The sequence below is a fragment of the Pedobacter sp. PF22-3 genome (assembly GCF_026239555.1).
Lineage (GTDB): Bacteria > Bacteroidota > Bacteroidia > Sphingobacteriales > Sphingobacteriaceae > Pedobacter.
Genome location: NZ_JAPIVP010000025.1, coordinates 26,654 through 44,942, shown reverse-complemented (window position 1 = coordinate 44,942; position 18,289 = coordinate 26,654). Strand labels below are relative to the sequence as shown.

At 38.0% G+C, this 18,289-nt stretch carries 16 protein-coding genes; 14 read left to right on the top strand and 2 right to left on the bottom strand.

From position 1 onward, the window contains the following. Window positions 1-96: 96 nt before the first annotated feature. Window positions 97-1,962 carry a hypothetical protein gene (locus tag OQX63_RS22160; protein ID WP_265852983.1) on the bottom strand — a complete coding sequence of 622 codons (1,866 nt, stop codon included), beginning with the start codon at window positions 1,960-1,962 and terminating at the stop codon, window positions 97-99. A gap of 27 nt (window positions 1,963-1,989) precedes the next feature. Then, a complete protein-coding gene (locus OQX63_RS22155) occupies window positions 1,990-2,424 on the bottom strand; it encodes a GPW/gp25 family protein (RefSeq protein ID WP_265852982.1) in 435 nt (144 codons plus the stop codon). Window positions 2,425-2,603: 179 nt separating this feature from the next. On the opposite strand from OQX63_RS22155, the gene tssO reads away from it, so the two are divergent. From tssO to OQX63_RS22085, 14 genes are all read left to right on the top strand, one after another. After that, on the top strand, window positions 2,604-3,125 hold the full coding sequence (tssO, locus tag OQX63_RS22150) for a type VI secretion system TssO (protein ID WP_265852981.1): 522 nt from the start codon (window positions 2,604-2,606) through the stop codon (window positions 3,123-3,125). An 11-nt stretch (window positions 3,126-3,136) separates the two neighbouring features. After that, entirely contained in the window at window positions 3,137-3,622 is a 486-nt protein-coding gene (locus tag OQX63_RS22145; protein ID WP_265852980.1) for a type VI secretion system transmembrane protein TssO, read from the top strand. Window positions 3,623-3,657: 35 nt separating this feature from the next. Continuing rightward, window positions 3,658-4,641, top strand: coding sequence for a PKD domain-containing protein (locus OQX63_RS22140; protein ID WP_265852979.1), 984 nt, complete (start codon window positions 3,658-3,660; stop codon window positions 4,639-4,641). Window positions 4,642-4,682: 41 nt separating this feature from the next. After that, the gene (gene tssR / locus OQX63_RS22135) at window positions 4,683-7,058 is read left to right on the top strand and encodes a type VI secretion system protein TssR domain-containing protein (RefSeq protein ID WP_265852978.1); all 2,376 of its coding nucleotides are present in this window, start codon (window positions 4,683-4,685) and stop codon (window positions 7,056-7,058) included. Window positions 7,059-7,063: 5 nt separating this feature from the next. Beyond that, the gene (locus tag OQX63_RS22130) at window positions 7,064-9,550 is read left to right on the top strand and encodes an ATP-dependent Clp protease ATP-binding subunit (RefSeq protein WP_265852977.1); all 2,487 of its coding nucleotides are present in this window, start codon (window positions 7,064-7,066) and stop codon (window positions 9,548-9,550) included. An 86-nt stretch (window positions 9,551-9,636) separates the two neighbouring features. Further along, a complete protein-coding gene (locus tag OQX63_RS22125; protein ID WP_265852976.1) occupies window positions 9,637-10,083 on the top strand; it encodes a hypothetical protein in 447 nt (148 codons plus the stop codon). An 18-nt stretch (window positions 10,084-10,101) separates the two neighbouring features. After that, entirely contained in the window at window positions 10,102-11,490 is a 1,389-nt protein-coding gene (locus OQX63_RS22120; protein ID WP_265852975.1) for a DUF5458 family protein, read from the top strand. 123 nt (window positions 11,491-11,613) lie between these two features. Further along, window positions 11,614-12,186 carry an NAD(P)H-dependent oxidoreductase gene (locus tag OQX63_RS22115; protein WP_265852974.1) on the top strand — a complete coding sequence of 191 codons (573 nt, stop codon included), beginning with the start codon at window positions 11,614-11,616 and terminating at the stop codon, window positions 12,184-12,186. A 345-nt stretch (window positions 12,187-12,531) separates the two neighbouring features. Then, window positions 12,532-12,927: a type VI secretion system tube protein TssD gene (gene tssD / locus OQX63_RS22110; RefSeq protein WP_090496868.1), complete on the top strand. Its 396-nt coding sequence runs from the start codon at window positions 12,532-12,534 to the stop codon at window positions 12,925-12,927. A 192-nt stretch (window positions 12,928-13,119) separates the two neighbouring features. Next, the gene (gene tssD, locus OQX63_RS22105; protein ID WP_090503945.1) at window positions 13,120-13,515 is read left to right on the top strand and encodes a type VI secretion system tube protein TssD; all 396 of its coding nucleotides are present in this window, start codon (window positions 13,120-13,122) and stop codon (window positions 13,513-13,515) included. A 345-nt stretch (window positions 13,516-13,860) separates the two neighbouring features. Next, window positions 13,861-15,699, top strand: coding sequence for a type VI secretion system Vgr family protein (locus OQX63_RS22100; RefSeq protein ID WP_265852973.1), 1,839 nt, complete (start codon window positions 13,861-13,863; stop codon window positions 15,697-15,699). A 2-nt stretch (window positions 15,700-15,701) separates the two neighbouring features. Further along, window positions 15,702-15,875: a hypothetical protein gene (locus tag OQX63_RS22095; RefSeq protein WP_158554356.1), complete on the top strand. Its 174-nt coding sequence runs from the start codon at window positions 15,702-15,704 to the stop codon at window positions 15,873-15,875. Between the two features lie 71 nt (window positions 15,876-15,946). Next, window positions 15,947-16,912 carry a DUF2931 family protein gene (locus OQX63_RS22090; RefSeq protein WP_265852972.1) on the top strand — a complete coding sequence of 322 codons (966 nt, stop codon included), beginning with the start codon at window positions 15,947-15,949 and terminating at the stop codon, window positions 16,910-16,912. 1 nt (window position 16,913) lies between these two features. Then, window positions 16,914-18,287, top strand: coding sequence for a T6SS phospholipase effector Tle1-like catalytic domain-containing protein (locus OQX63_RS22085; RefSeq protein WP_265852971.1), 1,374 nt, complete (start codon window positions 16,914-16,916; stop codon window positions 18,285-18,287). Window positions 18,288-18,289 lie beyond the last annotated feature (2 nt).

The window sequence follows — 18,289 nt, the reverse complement described above, 5'->3', positions numbered from 1 at the left end:
GTCGTCATTGCAAGGCATGAGGCAATCCTACAACGATCGCTGCCGTCGCACTGAGGACATTTTAAGTGAAGCGCCATTGTAATGACAAATCTTTTATTAAACCGTTCTGTACAATGTTGGCCTCAGCATTAATCGATAATGCACATTCATTGTGCTTCTTAAATTCAATTTAGCCAAGGTAAGGTTTAAAAGCTCTTCCCAATCTTGTGCACTGAGCTGAAGGTTATCTGCAGGTTCGATGATAATATCAGTTGTTTTAATAAAACCTGCATTTGGTTTGTTATCCATAATAATACCTTTGGCCAGCGTAATGCCTTTTAGCTTGTTGCCCAGTTCGTAACGGCAAAAATTAATTACATCTGCTTTAGTAATAATCCGGTCTGCCGTAGTCAATCCATATTTATAAGCCTGTACGCTGTTCGTGGCGTTTAACTTTGATCGGCCTCCTTTTGTTTGGCTTAACAAAAAGATACTTTCTGCATTTACCATATTGTTATCGTATAGCGCTAATCGGCTGCCCGCATTAATTAGGTTGGCCTCTTCGGCCTGTGTAACCCAAATATCTAAAAATAGAATATCGGCATCGTCAATCGGCTTTAATACAATATAGCTGGGTAATTCTTTGATGTCTTTTAATGCCGAACGGCTCTTTTGTTCAATAAGGGCAATATTTTGTTCTAAATTTTTAAGAATTGTACTTAAAAAATCGGGACCATATGCCGAAAATGAAGCTTTCTCATCCCTAAGCAGCTCAAACAGATAATCAACCAGTTCTTTTGCATTTCTGGTGTCGAAACGCTCGGTGCCACCATATCTGATGGAGAATGAACCATCGCCCGTATCGTTCTCATTGGTGTAAGGAATTTCGTTATAACTTTTTCCCTTATTGTCCTTCAGATTTTCTACCGCCAGCATCTGGTCCATCGCTTCCGTTTTAATCGGGATGATATTGTTCATGGTTTTAAGCCGGTGTTTAATCTGATTTAATTTTTTATTCACCACCGGAAAAGCATTGATATAAATATGGAGCTCATTTAGCATTTCCTGGTTAATGGCTGCGGGGAAAACTACCTTTAGCCATTTCACTTTTGGATCAATCTGGTTTAAAGCATTTGGTTGAAAAATATTAGCGAAAGCAGCAGGTAATTCTTTGCTATCATCAATATTGAAATCATTAAGATCGCCAAGTGTAATAAATCTGTTGTTATAAAACTGTAATACATCGGCCTTAATTAGATTAAGCAACTGTTTATGGTGAAACGGGGCTTCAATTTTACCCGTTAAAGGCTCATCCATAAATCTTTCTGTATAAGCCGTAATTTCGTTGTCTTTATAAAACCATTTTCCCAACGATAAAAGATCGTAGGTATTTTCGGGTACCGAATAATTTTTCCAATCGAAAAATAAGTTCAGTTTATTAAAGTCCATCCAGGTTTTTAATCCACTAAAACCAATGTATAAGGTATTCTTCTCTACAGAAAAACCTGGCAATGTATTTAGCACTGGCTGTTTACTCAATTGTTCTACATTAAAAAGTGTAGTTCCGGTGGCAATGTATTTTATTGATGCATTGTTAACCTTTACCGTGTGTAAAGGGCTAAAGAAAATGTCTGCTTTTTTAGCCTTATCATTTTCCTGTTGGATGTTTTTCTTAAAAGCAAACTGGGTATATGGTGAAAGGTAATCTTCCTCTTCAATAGGCCGGGCATGGATAATGGCATGGGCAGGTAATGATGAGGTTAAATGATCAGGAGCCAAAATGCGGCTAATTTTGTCAAAGATCCTATTTTCCAGGTTTTTTACATCATTGGATACGTTAAAAAGTTCGTTGCTTAGGGCATCAATAATCAGCTTTACAAGCGGATCAAAATCGTTACTGTCTTTAACATTCCAAAAATCTTCGGCATTTTTTAGAATTCTATTTCTGATTTCATCTTTTGATGAATAAAAAACTGGCTTCATGTGTAGAATATTTTGAGCGTTTTAATTTTAGGTTGATAGTGGACTAAGAAATAATGCGGTATTAAAGAAATATTTTTCTCCTGTGGTTTTTATCAGCGCCCTTACGCTAATATCTACCTTTTTTTTGATCTCTGTTATCTTACGTAGCGGATATACGTTTTCTACCTCGGTAATATGTACTTCAACTGAAGTATCATATATTCTAAATTCATAGTCTGTAATGGATTTTAGTAGGGATTTGCGAAATTTTTCCTCCCAAATACTTTCACTTACAATCAATTCAAAATCAAGATCCCATATCTCGCAACCAAAATTGTTGTGGTACCTATGTTCCCCAAACCGGGTAAAAATAATCAATTCTATGTGGTTCGAAATTGATTTACCCAAGTCGGTAGGCTGAAGGCCATTACCTGAAAAAATGGACTTAAATCTGAAGGGTTTGTTATAAAAATTTTCAGACATAAACGGTTTGGCTTAAAGTTTGTTAAAAGTAAAAGAAATAAAATCGTTTTTATAACCAAACAACAAATATTAAAAATTGTTATAGTACGGTGATAATTTGAAAGGAATGTGTGATTTTGAGTGAAAGTTGGTGTCAGATTAATCATTGTGCCATTGTGATGTGAAACTATTAACCCTCTATGAAACCTATTAACGCCATCGAAATTAGGAGCGCTTACACCAAGTTTATCTTAGACTTTGTGCTGCTTACACTATTCTCTATATTATGTATTTATCTGTTTTTTGCAGCTTCAGACTACGAATATAGCTTACTTGATAAAAAAGTAAAGGAAACAGAAAAACTTTCTTACCTCAGAAAAGACATCAATACTAATTTTGATCTAATCCAGGTTCGTTTTAAAGAACTTGCCCAATATCGCGATTATAATGCGAACGAAATGAGCAAGCAAAGTATCCTGCTCAGTGATATTCAGAGCGCCAATAACAGGATAAAAGATTTGATCTCTAAAAAAACCGAACCAAGTCCAAGTTTTGATCTGTACGAAAAACTGAACAAAAATGTCGGTGCAATGGCCGATTTACAAGATTCGCTGTTCCAATCAAGGAGTGATATACAGCGGTATAAAGAACGGATAAACGAGTGCCAGAAGGCAAACCAATCAGCAGCACAAAAAATCAGGAACGGTAGATACGGCAGGTAATTTAAAACGATATGATAAAGTTAAGCATAAAAGAAAGACGCGAACAATTCTTGTTTTTTATAGCGTTGTTCGTTTTTACCGTTGGGCTTTTGAGCTTTGGGATTTTTTATAGCGATAAATCGCAGTACGAAATTTCTAAGGAAGAGCTTGAAGTTAAAATCAATGAGAATGAAGCATTCGAAAGTATGGTAAAAGAAACCATGCCCACCATTGATACTACTTTTAAACAGATTACGCGTTACAATCCAAATGTACAGGCCGTTTTTTTAAAGAACGATATCCAGCTTTCATTAGGTTCAATTAAAGCTGCATTTGATCGCAAGGCTTCAGATTCACGTTATAAAATCTTCGTGCATACTGCACAGTTATACGATAGATTATTTTACGATAGACAAGAACAAAATAGAAATATTTCTGATATCGAGCTGCATAAAAGACAGTTAGATGATTGCATCACCAATCGGCGTCAGTTACAGCAAACGATGTCTGCAAGATAAACATTACCAAGAACAACCTATAAAAAACGCTACCTATGTCTGAAACAAACACCAAGCAAGTTAATTCAAATTCGCAGGGCTATGTTATTTTGTACATCCTTTTGGCTGTACTGCTCTTAACAGGCTTAATTTTCTTATTTAAAAGTTCATTGTTCGAAAAAAGAACAATTGATGCGAGAATCCTTAAGGATGAAATTTATTTAAATGAAGATCTGGTTTTTACCGATAATACTCCAAAAGCCTCAAAATGGTTATGGGAATTTGGTAATGGCGAAAAAGCCACCACAAAAACAGGAACTTATCATTACACCAAGCCAGACACTTATATTGTGCGCCTAACCGTTGATGGTGAACTCCGCCAGGAATTTCCGGTTACGGTACGCGATACAGTGCATACGCCGGTTGTAGATAGCGTACTCACCATTAGCGGCCCAACAGCTGGTTTGGTTAACGAAGAGATCAGGCTTGAGGGTGATGGCGCAGGAAAAGATTTTGAGTGGTCTTTCGGAGAAACCGGTCGTGTTGACGTTAAAGGAAAAACAGCTTTGTATACTTACCGTACACCTGGAAAATATGTAGTCCGTCTTCGGTCAGATAAAGCAGCTAAACCAGCTTTTTTAAATATTTTGATTACTGATCCAAATGCTGAAATAGTAGAAGATTTAGTTGCTCCCGGTGATGGAGAACGTAAAACCATTGACGATATCCGGGCCCGCTTACAAGCCATAGCCAATGGTGCAGATTTTAATTCCAACTATTACTACCTCATTAACAAATACATGTGCAACAATGAAAAAGTAACTGTGAACGTAGAAATGAATGGTAAGAAAAAACAGACCGATATTTATTCATACTGTATGGGCTTAACATTTGGGGGCGAAATAGCGGTAGACGAGGCGCAATTAACCATTAAGCCAAACTCAACCTGTGCCAGTTTGTTAAATATTAAACAACATTCAGGAACAGCCCAGCCCGCGGCAACAGCAACTACTGATGCTGCTCCGGCAAAAACAAAATAGATTAACCACTTAACCTAATTTTAAGCTCATCTACAAAGAATATGAAAAAATTATATGCCTTAAGCATCCTATTTTTAGGAATATCGTTTGCCTATGCACAATCACCGGCATCCTTTGGCAAAAAAGTAAAATATATGCCTAAATCTTACGAGAGGCCGGCTGAAACCATAAACGTTAACGATAATACGAACAGAAGCAGCCTGCCATGGATTGTTTTTTCCGATCGTGAAGATAATTATACAACAACAGCCCCAGGTGGAAGCCTTATTATGAAAAAAATAAGCTTTATGGAACCTTTTTATGTTTCTAAAGAACAGAATGGCTACCTTAAATTGATTAAGTATAAAGCAGGAATGATCAGGGGAAGGAAAATCAATGATAAAAAAAGTGCCATCAGTTACGGGTGGATTGCAAAATCCAAACTGCTTTTATGGCAACGTGCTTTTTCTAACCAAAAAACTGGTTATGCAGAGAAAGCAATTGGTATTGTTAATGGAAAAAATGCTTTAACCGAACCAAAATTTTATTTCGATACTACCGATTCTATATTGGTTTACAATACGCCCGAACTTAAAGACAGAAGAGCCAAAGTGAGGTTGCACGAAATTGCCTACATTTATAAAAAATCGGAAGATGGTAAAAAATATCTGATCGGCTCAGATGATCAATTGGTTGCAGATACTGCCCTGAAAAGTATTTATGGATGGGTTTCTGCCGAGGCGGTACACCACTGGGGCGATCGTTTATACATCACTTCTGTTAAACCTGGAGATTATGACAAGGATGATTCTACCGCTATGGCCATTAAAAACGGAATCAATAACGGAACTAATTTTGTAATAGATCCCCTATTGCCACGAGAAAACCTGATCCTGCGTAGTGTGCCTGTCGTTTCAAATGACGAAGCAGGCAACACAGTAGGTATTGCCACAGATGTTTACAACAAAAAGGATAATAAGATCTTAACCATTAACGGATCATCACTTTCTTATCAGGATTACCTGATGCTGCGTAAAAATAAAACAAAGGTAAATGTTGTTTTCGTAGTAGATGGCGGAAGCCCAATGACCAAGTATCTTTCTGGAATGACCAACACCATTGGTTCATTTGAAAGTATAATGGGCGATTTTGGCAAAGGAACCAAAGTAAATTATGGTGGCGTGGTATATCGCGGTGAAACTGGCTGCGGACAGCAGGGCATTTTTGTTAGCCCGATTCAGGATGATTATAGGAAATTCATGGCCTTCTTATCAAACCAGGCAAAAAATACCATGAGATGTAATGGAGAGATTACAGAAAGTCCTGTTTTTAGCGCCTTAAAAGTAGCGCTAAATTTATTTAAAGTAAAAAAGAACGAAACCAATTTAATTATTTTAGTAGGTAGTACCGGCAATACAAACGGTACCAATAATTACCTGATTAACGAGATGAGCGAACAGGTTGCCCTTGCCGATGCCCGTATTTTAGCTTTACAGGTATACAGCGATTTTAACCAGTCGTTTAACGATTTTGTTATCCAATCACGTAAACTGGTTTCAGAATCGGCCATCCGTGCAGCCGAGTATAGAAAAAATACGATGGTTAAAGGTGAAGGCTTAAAAAGCTTTCAGCCTTACAATACCAGCCTGCAGGATTCTATTTCTTACTACCTGGACTATCCTAAAAACAGTTTGATCCAAGGTGGTGTGGTTTTCCCTACTAAAGGGTCTGTAAACTCCAACCAGAGCATGACGATTGCCTTGCGCCGTTTTGTAAAAGAAACCAATATGGATATTTACAACCAGATCAGCTCTTTGGATAGTGCTTTCCGCTTAACGGGGATTTCGCGCAAAAATTTAGCCGCTGATGTAGAAGCTTTATTGCCTCAGCCAGTTGGTATGGAAGTGGCCGATCGTATGCCGCACAATGCTTTTAAATACTATACAACTGCAAACCTGTCTGCCGATGTGGTAAAAAATAACCCATCCACATTGCAATATGCGATTGTACTAAACAATATGGAGTACAAGCAGATTTTAGATGTTTTTTCGGTTATGTTAGGACAAAATCTGCAGGCAGATCAATCTTCTTTCAGGCGTAAGTTGGTTAAAAACTATGTAAGAATGCCTAAGCAGTTATTGGGTATGAAGATCTCATCTGGAGATATTAAGGCTATGACTTTAACAAACTACATCAAGTTGGTTACAGGTTTGCCCTTAAACAATGAGTTTTTATCCAAATACATTGTGAGTGATTTAAAGAACACCTCTAAAATGCCACTAGATCAGTTTGAAGTTTACATTAAATTATTGGATCAGTCGGTTCAGCAGATTAAAAGGGCTACGCAGATTGAACAGCAGTTTATTTCAAACGGCAAGCTATACTACTATATTACCGAAAATAATTTTAATCCGGCAGTATTGCCTACAACCAATTAAAGGCTATGGCAATTACAAACTTAAGCGAATCGGTAAAAACAGCGCTGCATATTGCACAGTCGCTGGCAAAAGAATATAGGAACGAGGTGTTTTCCGCAGCTCATCTCCTTAAAGGATTGATGCATAAAGATGTTGGTTTAAGGTCTTTTATTGCTTCCATTGGGAAAGATGATGAGTATATCAGCGAGTGGGCTGAAGTTCGGATAGATGAACAGGAGAAATCGTCAAGCCTTAGCGATACCGTTAGCGGTGCGCCAGAAATTGCGGTTATTTTTGAAGAAGCAGATAATGTACGCATTAAACTTGGACTTGATTTGATCACACCAGTTTGTGTGTTAACCGCGCTCGCAAAACCTGGTATCGGTTTTCAGCCTGATCAGTTGAAATCTTTTCCGATCAAAGAACGCGAAATTTTGGATATCTATGTAAAGGATGAAGAAATTTCGAAGGTAGTTTCGCCAGATAAAACAACTGCTGGTGCCGAAAATAAAAGTACCGGCAATGCCCTTTATAAATATTGTATAGATCGCCTGCAAACAGTTCGGGATGGTAAAACAGATCCGATAATTGGACGCGATAAAGAAACCCGCCAAATGATGGAGATCCTTTGCCGCAGAACCAAGCCGAATGTAATTTTAACTGGCGATGCGGGTGTGGGGAAAACAGCTTTGGTAGATGGTTTTGCTATCGATATTGTAAATCAGAATGTTCCCGAGCGTTTAAAACCAGTTCAGCTTTTTGAATTGGATTTAGGTTCGTTAATTGCGGGTGCATCTTATAAAGGAGAAATCGAAGACCGCTTAAAAAATATCATTAAAGAAATAAAACAGTTCGAAAAAGCGGTACTGTTTATTGATGAAATCCATACGCTGTTAGATAGTAAAGGCCCTTTGGGTGCTGGCATTGGCAATTTGTTAAAACCAGAACTTGCCCGTGGCGAAATAACGGTGATCGGCGCTACCACTGTTGATGAATACCGTAAGATTATCGAGCCAGAGCAGGCTTTCAGCAGACGTTTTGAAGTGCTTCAGGTAAATGAACCAAATGAAGAAAGCACCATAAAAATGTTGCAGAAACTGGCTGTTAAATACGAAGAGCACCATACGCTAACCATTGAGCCAGATGCTTTAGGCGAGTGTGTGCGTTTGGCCAAGCGTTATATGAAAGATAGAAGGCTGCCTGATTCAGCTTTTGATCTGTTAGACAGGACCATGGCGGCCATGAAAATGATGAACGATACTTCTGATCAGGCCATTGATAGCTTAGAGACAGCGCTGGGAACATTAAACGCCAATACAGAGGAATCAGAAGCCGATCGATTTGCAGATTATAAATGGCTTTTTTCATTACTTCAAAATAAATTAAGTCCGGTTTTATTGGGCCGTTTAACTGATGAGACACAGACCGATGCCTTCGAAACCGCCGATGAATACCGGGGTTATATCAGCAGCAGCCTACAGGAATTAAAAAAATATGCTGCAGAAAAAAGCGACCGCATCACCAAACAGGATATTGCTTCAATAGTGGCCTATAAAACAGGCATCCCGATGGGGAAACTACAGGCCGGTGAAAAGGAAAAATTGCTCAATATGGAGCAATACCTTAAAAAACGAGTGGTTGGTCAAGATCAGGCTTTAAAAGCTGTTTCAGATGCCATATTGGAATCGCGTAGCGGCTTAAACAAAAAAGGACAGCCTATCGGTTCTTTCTTTTTACTGGGACCAACCGGTACGGGTAAAACAGAATTGGCCAAATCAATTGCCGAGTTTTTATTTAACGATGAAAAGGCAATGATCAGGTTCGATATGTCAGAATTTAAAGAAGAACACAGTGCAGCCCTGCTTTATGGTGCGCCTCCGGGATACGTGGGCTATGAAGAAGGCGGTTTGTTGGTAAATAAAATCAGGCAGCAGCCGTATTCTGTGCTATTGTTCGATGAAATTGAAAAAGCACACCCTTCGGTTTTCGATACCTTTCTGCAAATTTTGGACGAAGGCCATATGCACGATCGTTTAGGAAAAGAAGGCGATTTTAGTAATTCGCTTATTCTTTTTACCTCAAATATTGGTAGCGAATGGATCGCAGAACAGATAGGGAAAGGCGTTATTCCAGCATCAAACCAATTAATGGAAGTTATGGCCGGACATTTCCGTCCTGAATTCTTAGCGCGGATTTCTGAAATAGTTCCATTTGCACCGATTAACGAAAGCAATGTGGTGCGCATCTTTGAAATTCAGCTGAACAGTTTGGTACAATCGCTAAACAAAATGGGTATCGAGTTTGAAATAGCAGAAGACGCCAAAAAAATGATTGCTTTAGATGGTTTTACACCAAAGTATGGTGCAAGACAGTTATCGGCGGTAATCAGAAATCTTTTGCGCAGGCCAATTTCCAAATACATCATTTCTGGTGAGCTGAAAAAAGGATCAAAGATCAAAGTAAGCAAACATGCAGAGGATGATAAATTAGAATGGAATATTATTCAGCCATAAGCTTAAATATTGGAACAAAAATTGAGTTAAAACGTTAACTATTATATTATTAGAAAAAATTAATCTTAAATCTAAATCGACATACTATGTTTAACTATGAAATTGGAGGTAACGAGCGGAAAATTGATACCTCAGAAGCTTTCGCAGAGATTGCCCATAACAAGACGCTTTTTGTACAGAAGCTTACCGATAACGAACCGATAAAACCAGAAAAGGTAGAAGGATTAAAAACGGTAAAGGAAGTATTTGCTCATTATAAACCAAATGTAAAAGTAGCTTTCGAAAAACAAGACGGATCTACCGTTGGCGAAACCATAAACTTTAACGACCTGGGTGATTTTGGCGTAAAAAATATCATCAATCAAAGTAATTACCTTACCAATGTTAACATTGAGCGCGAGATGTCGCTGAATGTAATTAAACAGTTAAAATCAAACAAAACCTTAAAAGCTACACTTGATGATGAAGAAACCAAATCTGCCTTCATCAATGCTTTGAAGAACTTTGTTGATGAATTGGAGCAAAATAAATAATTTAAACGCTGAGAAAACATGTCAAATCCTCAAGAATTAAAAGCAGACCAAAATATCTCCGAAGTAGGTTTTAAACCGGCAGAGGGTAAAACCATAGAAAAAACATCACTTAAAGATAACTTAGAAAAACTAGCCAAGGTTGGCGGTTTCGATTTGTTAGAAGCTACAGTTGATGGCCTTCAGAATTTAAATCCCGAAAGAAAAGCAAGAAAACAGATTTTTCTAACCGGCGATGAAAAGAAGAAAGAACGCGAAGAGCTGAAAAAGAAAATCCAACTTTGGATAGATGTGCTTGAGTCTTCCAACTCTGTGGCAGATATGGTAGAAAAAAGTACCGAAAAACTGAATTCCGCAGAAGAAAACTTAAATAAGAACATCGCTACCGCGCTGGAAAGCACCAGAGAACTGGAGCAGGCTTACCGTTCGGTTCATTTATTCTATAAAAATACAGAATCAGAGAAACTGAAAAACGTGGTGCTGTTAAATGCATCAATGGATCAGATTAAAGATCTTGATAATCCGCGTTTTATCGAATATGTTGATGATGAGTTAAAGCAGAATTATGATCGCTTAGATCTTCGTAATAACTATTCGTTAATGGTTGTTCCAGGTTACATGGGTTCCAATAAAGTATTAGAAAGATGGGCTAAGATCGCACACAACAATAAAGCGATGCTGGTAACCGATTTTGCCGATTTAGATCAACCGGATGATGTACTCGATTTATTTACTGCAGCAAACTTTACCGGTGGTGACGCTTTCAGATCAAACGTAATCATGACCTGTAACTGGCTGGTTGGCCGCGGTAAAGTAGCAGAAGTGGGCGAGGAAGATGATCTTACCGTGCCAGGTTCGGCCGCTTTAGCAGGTAAAATGTACTATACCCTAATGTCGCAGGTAACGGCGGGTAAAAAACATGGTGCTATAAATGAGGTTGATGGTGTAAAATTCGATTTAAAGAAAAGTGAAATCTCTCATTTAGAACGTGTAGGTTTAGTGCCGATGGTTAACGAGTATGGTAAAGTAATGGCTTTCTCTGCTAAGACGCTGTTTAATGGTGATAATATTGGTCTACAAACCTATTCAGTAGTGCGTGTATTCGATTATATTACCAAAGTATTGTTCGATTTCTTGAATAGAAGGGCTTTCGAAAACTGGACATCTAAAACCGAACAGGACTTGCGTGGCCAGATTGTTAAATTTTTAGATGGCATCCAGGGCGCTGACCGTTTGATTGAGCGTTTTAAGATCATGCGTTTTGAAAGAGACGAGCAACAAAAGGACAGAATTCACCTTGATATACACATTACGCCATATTTTCCGGCTAAAAGTTTTGTGGTAAAACTAGATGGACATAAAGGTGAAGATGAAAGTACCACCTGGAGTTCAGAATATAATCAGCAATAGTTTTTGATAGCTGAAAATAAAAACCCAACCATAGCGTTGGGTTTTTTTATGGGGTATGCATAACACTTAACAAATTCTTTATAATTTTGTAACGCATCGGCCCAATCAGATTAATCAAAAAAAATGAAGCAAATACTTATCCTGAATGGGGATATCGAAAAAAACGCATCTACAAATTTCCTGATTAACGCCTATAAGCAAGGTGCAGAAAGTGTTGGCGCTACCGTAAGGGAGTTAGCCATCATCGATCTGATTTTTAACTCGAACAAACTATTTAACAATAGACAGATTGCCGAGTTAGAACCCGATTTGCAGAAAGCTTTAACAGCGATTAGGCAAAGTAACCACATTGTGCTTTTTTGTCCGGTGTATGTAGATCATATTCCGGCAAAAATTAAAGGCTTTTTTGATCGTTTGTTTATGCCCGATCAGGTCTTTGCTACCCAACAGCAAAATGTAAATAATGACTTTAGTGGCCGCTCTGGAAGAATTGTATCTATTTTAGACGAGGCTACTTTTAAGGAGTGGAAGGCAAATAAGAAGACTACCTACCTTTCAATCAAAAAAGTAGTTTTTGAAAAATGCAAAATGAGCCCTGTACTGACCAATACCATAGGCGAATTACATTCTCTTGAAAATCATTACAGCCAGAAGTGGTTGGCTAAGATGGAAAAATTTGGGTCACAATTAATTTAAGATTCCTATGATCTGGTTTTAGGAGATATGCCAGCGTTTTGAAATTTATAAAATTGTCCTAAAATGCCACACTTTGTGTATAGTTGCTACAGTTTTGTACTGTCTGCATGTGCAGAAATGTATTTGTAACACTAAAGATAGATTCGGATTTTTCCACATTTTTTCCACAAATCATCCTGATTAACTACGTTTTTAGGGCGTAAATGTACATTTTAAGGTTCTTGGAAATTTTATTACCGCTCATTAATGAGCAATATATAGCTTGTTTGGCCTGATATTTGGTTATAAGATCATAGTAGCGGAGGCTACTGATAATCAATTTTTTAACCTTTAAATTTTAAAACTATGGCTTTCAAAGCTAGATTAAATTTTTCGGGCAAGGAGTACGATGTGCTTCACTGTGCCTATGCGTTAAACCGCGATGTAGATGCAAAAGGAAGACCTTCTTCTGGAGTTTATGGCGGTACCATCGACATTGAGATCGAATCAACCGAAGACACCTCAATTATCGAGGCGATGGTAAACAACCAGTACAAACCTATTACAGGAACCCTTCTGATCAAGAAAACAGAGGAAGATGCCAAAATGAAAGAAGTTCATTTCGAGGATGGCTACATTGTTAAATATTCCGAAGGGATAAACATTGTGGGCGATCACCCAATGACGCTTAAATTCCAGATTTCAGCGAGAAAACTAAAATTAGGAAACGCAGAGCACCTTAACGATTGGCCGAAGGCCTAAGGAAGGTTTAGGGTGTGAGGTTTAGGGTTTAAGGTGTATAAATACTAACCATTAAGCCTTTAAACGCTAAACGTAGAGAGGTGGGTTTAAAGTTCTAAACGCCTAACGGCATTCGCCAAACTCCACGCTCTCCGCTCCACGCCAGCCGCTCAGCACAATTCATTCATTTAAAAACATTTAAATTTTACTACAATGGCATTCAAAACCCGTTTAAACTTAGGATCAAAAGAGTTTGATGTACTACAGTGCAGCTTTTCATTAAATAGAGATGTTGACGCAAAAGGCCGTCCATCATCAGGTGTTTATGGTGGTACCATCAACATCGAAATCGAATCTACAGAAGATACTTCAGTAATCGAATCGATGGTTAACAATCAGTATAAGCCGCTTTCAGGAAACATCGTTTTCAAAAAAGGTGAGGAAGATGCAAAAATGAAGGAATTATCTTTCGAAGATGGCTACATTATCCAATATAATGAGGGTATTGCAGTTAACGACAATACACCGATGACTTTAAGTTTTGTGGTATCGGCACGTAAGCTAAAACTAGGTAACGCCGAACACGAAAATGATTGGCCAAAGGCTTAATCATTTTATGCATATCAATTAAATTGATACGCCCCGATTTTATCGGGGCGTATCTAGTTCAAAGCGCTTCAGTTACTATATAGTATATCTAAATTATCATAGCAAGATTGGGATAGTCCTGTCAGCTATTTTTATATTAAAGCTCAATTATGTCTGGCCAAAGCAAATATATTGCAATAGAAAACATTTACCACCCTGGTAAAATGTTTGGTTCGGCATCCGCACACAAAAATCATCTGAACAGTACTGGTATAAAAATGGAATCATTTTTACTAGAAAAGTTATGCATTAAAACTCGGCAACTGGATTTAGCTTAGGGTAATTTTGTGATCAAGATTAATCAATATGGAAAAGAAACTCATTGCAGAAATCAATATAGAAGATAAGGAAATTACCCATTTTGCTTCCTTTAGTCTTACACAGGCTTTTAACGAACACCATTATTTTGAGCTGCGTTTTAACCATGATCAAATGGGTGCACCGGGGCTGATCACTTTAGATGATAGCCGCGATTTTGTTGGTAAAACCTTAACCGCATCTTTTGGCCACTCGCCAGAAGGCATGCAGAATTTTGTAGGTCTGGTTTCTAAAGTGCAACTGTCACAAAATCATGGTTACCATGGTGTTTTAATCGTAAGCGGTTACAGTCCAACTATTTTAATTGATCGTGGACCCGATCTGGGCTCTTATCTGGATAAAGATCTGAATGAGATCGTAAAACTGGCTACTAAAGATACACCCGCTAACGATTTAAAGGTAGTGGCCAATGCCACCAGAAGTACTTCTATTGATTATATTATTCAATACAGAGAAAGCGATTTTGCTTTTCTAAACCGTCTTTCGGCCGAATACCATGAGTGGTTTTTTTACGATGGTAAACAGCTTAATTTTGGTAAACCGAACATACAGAAAGAAATATCGTTGTTTTATGGTAGAGATGTGCAGGAAATGCAATATGCCATGGAAATTGCACCGATAAAAAATAAACGGTTTTCGTACAATCCAAAGCAGAATGAAATGCTGCAAAGCGAGAGTACAGGAAAGGTAGAAGGTACCCCTGATTTATCGCATGCCGTTAAAGCTTCCAATTTAACTTTTAGCAAAACTTTTAATCAACCTGCTTTAATCAGGGTTGACAATAATAACGATATCAAAAACCTGGTAGAAAATGAAGAAAAGGCCAATACCAGTGAACTTTTAAAGGTTACGGCCAGAGGTGATAACGCAGGATTGAGTATTGGAAGTATTGCTGAAATTACGATGAGCCTGAGAAGAGAAATGGCATTTGCCACCGAAAGTTTGGGCAAGTTTCTGATTACAAATATCAAGCACCATATCGACGAGAATGGTAAATACCACAATAATTTCGAAGGCAGAATAGCCACTACGGAACGTTTATTGGTGAAAAACTTTGAAAAACCACAGCCCGATATGCAATTGGCAGATGTGATTGATAATAACGATCCACAGGGTCAGGGCCGAATTAAGGTAAAATTTAAATGGGAATGTTTAACCAATGATGTTACCGAATGGCTGCGTGTAGTTACCCCAAGTGCAGGTATTGGAGATAGAGGCAATAACCGTGGTTACTTTGCTATCCCTGAGATCGACGATCAGGTAATGATCGCTTTCGAAGAAGGCAATATTGCGCGTCCGGTTGTAATGGGTAGTGTTTACCACAGTTCCAGCGTAGATAGCAGCCCTTTAATTAAAAATCACCTTAAAAGTATTATTACCCGGAGCGGGCACCTTGTTGAGTTCGACGATAATGCTGGCACACAAGGAATAAAAATTACCGATATCCATAACAACATTATCCATATAGATACCAAAGGCAATAATATTACCATTACTGCATTGGAGAACATGACTTTGAACTGTAAAAATATGCAGATTAATGTAGGTGAAAATATGGATATACAGGTTGGACAAAACCAATCGACCAATGCTGGTAGGGATATTGCCACTACTGCAGGAAATAATTATTCTTTAAGTGCTGTTGGCGATGTTTCTGAAACATCAAACAACAGGACAGAGCTGGCAACAAAAGATTTTAAAAGAACCGCAGATACATCAAACGAAATTGCTTCAGAGATTAGCATGTTTAGTGCAAAAGAAAACATGACTATGCAAAGCGGTAAAATTGTAGAACTTAACAGTGCAGAAAAATCTAATCTTTTTTAAGGATGGCAATCATAAAACAGGCAAAGAATATTACGATAGAGGTGATTCAAAAATACGAATTGCGTGTTGGCGTTAAATTGGAAAAGATTGCTCAGGTAATGAATGTTGAAGCTACTTCACAAAATTTATCATTGGCCAGCAGCAAGAAAATTGTATCAAGCGGTAACAAATCATGAGTTTTAAAAAAAACAGGTATTTATTGTTGTCGTTCATTTTATTCGCGATAACAAGTTGCAAAGGACAAAAAATGGAAGAAAAATTTGAGTGGACAGGTACGGTTTCGGCTCCGGAAGAATACCCGGTTGAAGTTTATAAAGGAGCCATAATAGCCAATGATTTTACCTACAGCTTTGATGCCATTTGGGGAACCCAAAATACTGGTTGGGGCAACGATGGTGGTGTGATGAGCGTTTCTACAACGCAAATGGAAGCACCGGATTCGTTAAGTTTTACCTGGCTATCGCTAGTGGAAAAGAAATTCTATACGGGTAAATGGAAGTTGGATAAAGCCCGTATTGCCGAATTATTCCGTGCCGGATTTAAGGATAATTTAACCAATAAAAAAGACAACTACACATTGATAAAAATTGGTCTGGCGCCAAAAGGTAAGGTAGTCGTTTGGCTTAGCGGTCCAGGTTTCCAAACTGAAGTGGGTGCTTTTGAGGCTAATGAGACTACCATTTCAAAAGAACAGGCTTATCCCAATGCAAAATATATGTTGGAACCAAATTTTATCACACTTACACTGGAAGATAAAATGATTATGAAGCCGGAAATTTTAGATCGGATTAAAATCAATGGCATGCCGGATCCAGCTGTTTATGAATTATATCGCAAAAAATACCAATGGCATACAGAAGTTCATTTACCGGTTAAAGATCAGCTAATATTATGCTATTACAACTTTCTTAACGGTGAAGAAGAAAATCGATTTGGAGAAGACCTGGTCACTAATCCGTACGTTTTAAGGGCTGTTCCAAAGTATATCACGTTGGTTTGGAAAAAAGAAGACGGAACGAAATATGGGCTTGAAATAAAACCTTTTGATGAAAAAGAAACAATCGCTTCTTTTGAGAAACTTGGGAACTCTAGTGAGATAGACCTGGTTGTATCGCTGAATGCAGACGGAAAAGGAGCAAAAATATCGCTAAAAAATAGTACAGAAGAAATTCAGCTTAACAGAGCGAAAATCGATATCAGTAAAGTAGATTAGTATGACGAGCGTTAAATTGGGCAATTATGTGCCGACAAACGATAAAGTAGAGTATTTAGATCTTTTTGTAGGAGTGTTTTTTGATGGAACAAAAAACAATATGAATAATTCTCAAGAGCGTAGAGCCAATACTCCTACTTACCAGCGTAATGGCACAGATAGCGATAGCAGCTATCAGAACGATTGGTCTAATGTCGCCAGACTATGGGATATTTACGATAAAAGTCATAGTATTTATTTGGAAGGTATTGGTACTGAAGATAGGCAAAAAGATAGTCAAATGGGCTATGCTTTCGGTACTGGAAGCACAGGGATAAGGGGGAAAGTGAGAAAGGCATGTGAAAAAATTTTCACCGATAAACTGAAAGTCCCGATAAAAAGCAATGGGAAAAAGAAATTAAGAAGTATTACTTTCGATGTATTTGGTTTTAGCAGGGGTGCGGCGGCAGCAAGAAATTTTGTTTACGAGATTGGTAAAAACGAATATCGGTCAAGTACTATTACAGACTCGCATACTGGAATCACCTCAAGATTTGATTCAGACGGGGAAGCAACAAGTTTAGAGGTAATGCCGGCTTGTGGGCATCTAGGCAAAATGTTTAGCGCTGCGGGACTGAAAATATCGCCCAACCAGATTAAAGTAAGGTTTTTGGGTATTTTTGATACCGTATCGTCATATTCAAAATATTTTAGTGTATCCCCTAATTTCAATGATGTTGAAGAGTTACATCTCAACCAAATTGGTCGTGCACAAAATGTTGTCCATTTTGTAGCTGAAAATGAGCACCGTAAGAATTTTTCTTTAACACATACAAATGTAGGCAGGGAACGGGTTTTTCCTGGTGTACACAGTGATATTGGTGGAAGTTACGAAACAGGTACAGAAATAGTATCGGAGTTGGCTACCTCATGGACGTTTAAAGGCAATCTAGACGCCTTTAAAGCAAAACTTATAAAAGAGGCTTGGTATAAGGAAAAACAATTGAAAGTTACCGGGGGTAATATGTACTGGGCTTTGGAAGGAACAAGGTTTATTTACAAAGAGTATAGTTATATTCCCTTACAATATATGGCAGAATATAGTCAAAATCATAATTTGCCACTCGCTAAAAGTAAAACCGAAACAAAATATACCATTAATGGCAATCCCCTGTTACTTAGAATCAAAGCTAGGCTTAGAGATTATGTAATGGCTAATGGGGCACAATATGTTTTTTCTGCAGATTTACCTAGGGATCCGGCGCAAAGGCAACAACAGGAAGACCTTCGTGAGTTGAGAAACAAGTACTTACATTGGTCGGCAGATAGAAAAAGTTCTTACGGAGTCATACAGCCTATGACCCCAAATGCCGATGGTAACAGGGTTACTTATTAATA

Coding starts and splice junctions, on each gene's coding strand:
- OQX63_RS22130 (WP_265852977.1), top strand. CDS start 7,064: ATGGCAATTACAAACTTAAGCGAATCGGTAAAAACAGCGCTGCATATT.
- OQX63_RS22085 (WP_265852971.1), top strand. CDS start 16,914: ATGACGAGCGTTAAATTGGGCAATTATGTGCCGACAAACGATAAAGTA.
- tssD (WP_090503945.1), top strand. CDS start 13,120: ATGGCATTCAAAACCCGTTTAAACTTAGGATCAAAAGAGTTTGATGTA.
- OQX63_RS22125 (WP_265852976.1), top strand. CDS start 9,637: ATGTTTAACTATGAAATTGGAGGTAACGAGCGGAAAATTGATACCTCA.
- OQX63_RS22115 (WP_265852974.1), top strand. CDS start 11,614: ATGAAGCAAATACTTATCCTGAATGGGGATATCGAAAAAAACGCATCT.
- OQX63_RS22140 (WP_265852979.1), top strand. CDS start 3,658: ATGTCTGAAACAAACACCAAGCAAGTTAATTCAAATTCGCAGGGCTAT.
- OQX63_RS22160 (WP_265852983.1), bottom strand. CDS start 1,962: ATGAAGCCAGTTTTTTATTCATCAAAAGATGAAATCAGAAATAGAATT.
- OQX63_RS22145 (WP_265852980.1), top strand. CDS start 3,137: ATGATAAAGTTAAGCATAAAAGAAAGACGCGAACAATTCTTGTTTTTT.
- OQX63_RS22100 (WP_265852973.1), top strand. CDS start 13,861: ATGGAAAAGAAACTCATTGCAGAAATCAATATAGAAGATAAGGAAATT.
- tssO (WP_265852981.1), top strand. CDS start 2,604: ATGAAACCTATTAACGCCATCGAAATTAGGAGCGCTTACACCAAGTTT.
- OQX63_RS22090 (WP_265852972.1), top strand. CDS start 15,947: ATGGAAGAAAAATTTGAGTGGACAGGTACGGTTTCGGCTCCGGAAGAA.
- tssD (WP_090496868.1), top strand. CDS start 12,532: ATGGCTTTCAAAGCTAGATTAAATTTTTCGGGCAAGGAGTACGATGTG.
- OQX63_RS22095 (WP_158554356.1), top strand. CDS start 15,702: ATGGCAATCATAAAACAGGCAAAGAATATTACGATAGAGGTGATTCAA.
- OQX63_RS22120 (WP_265852975.1), top strand. CDS start 10,102: ATGTCAAATCCTCAAGAATTAAAAGCAGACCAAAATATCTCCGAAGTA.
- tssR (WP_265852978.1), top strand. CDS start 4,683: ATGAAAAAATTATATGCCTTAAGCATCCTATTTTTAGGAATATCGTTT.
- OQX63_RS22155 (WP_265852982.1), bottom strand. CDS start 2,424: ATGTCTGAAAATTTTTATAACAAACCCTTCAGATTTAAGTCCATTTTT.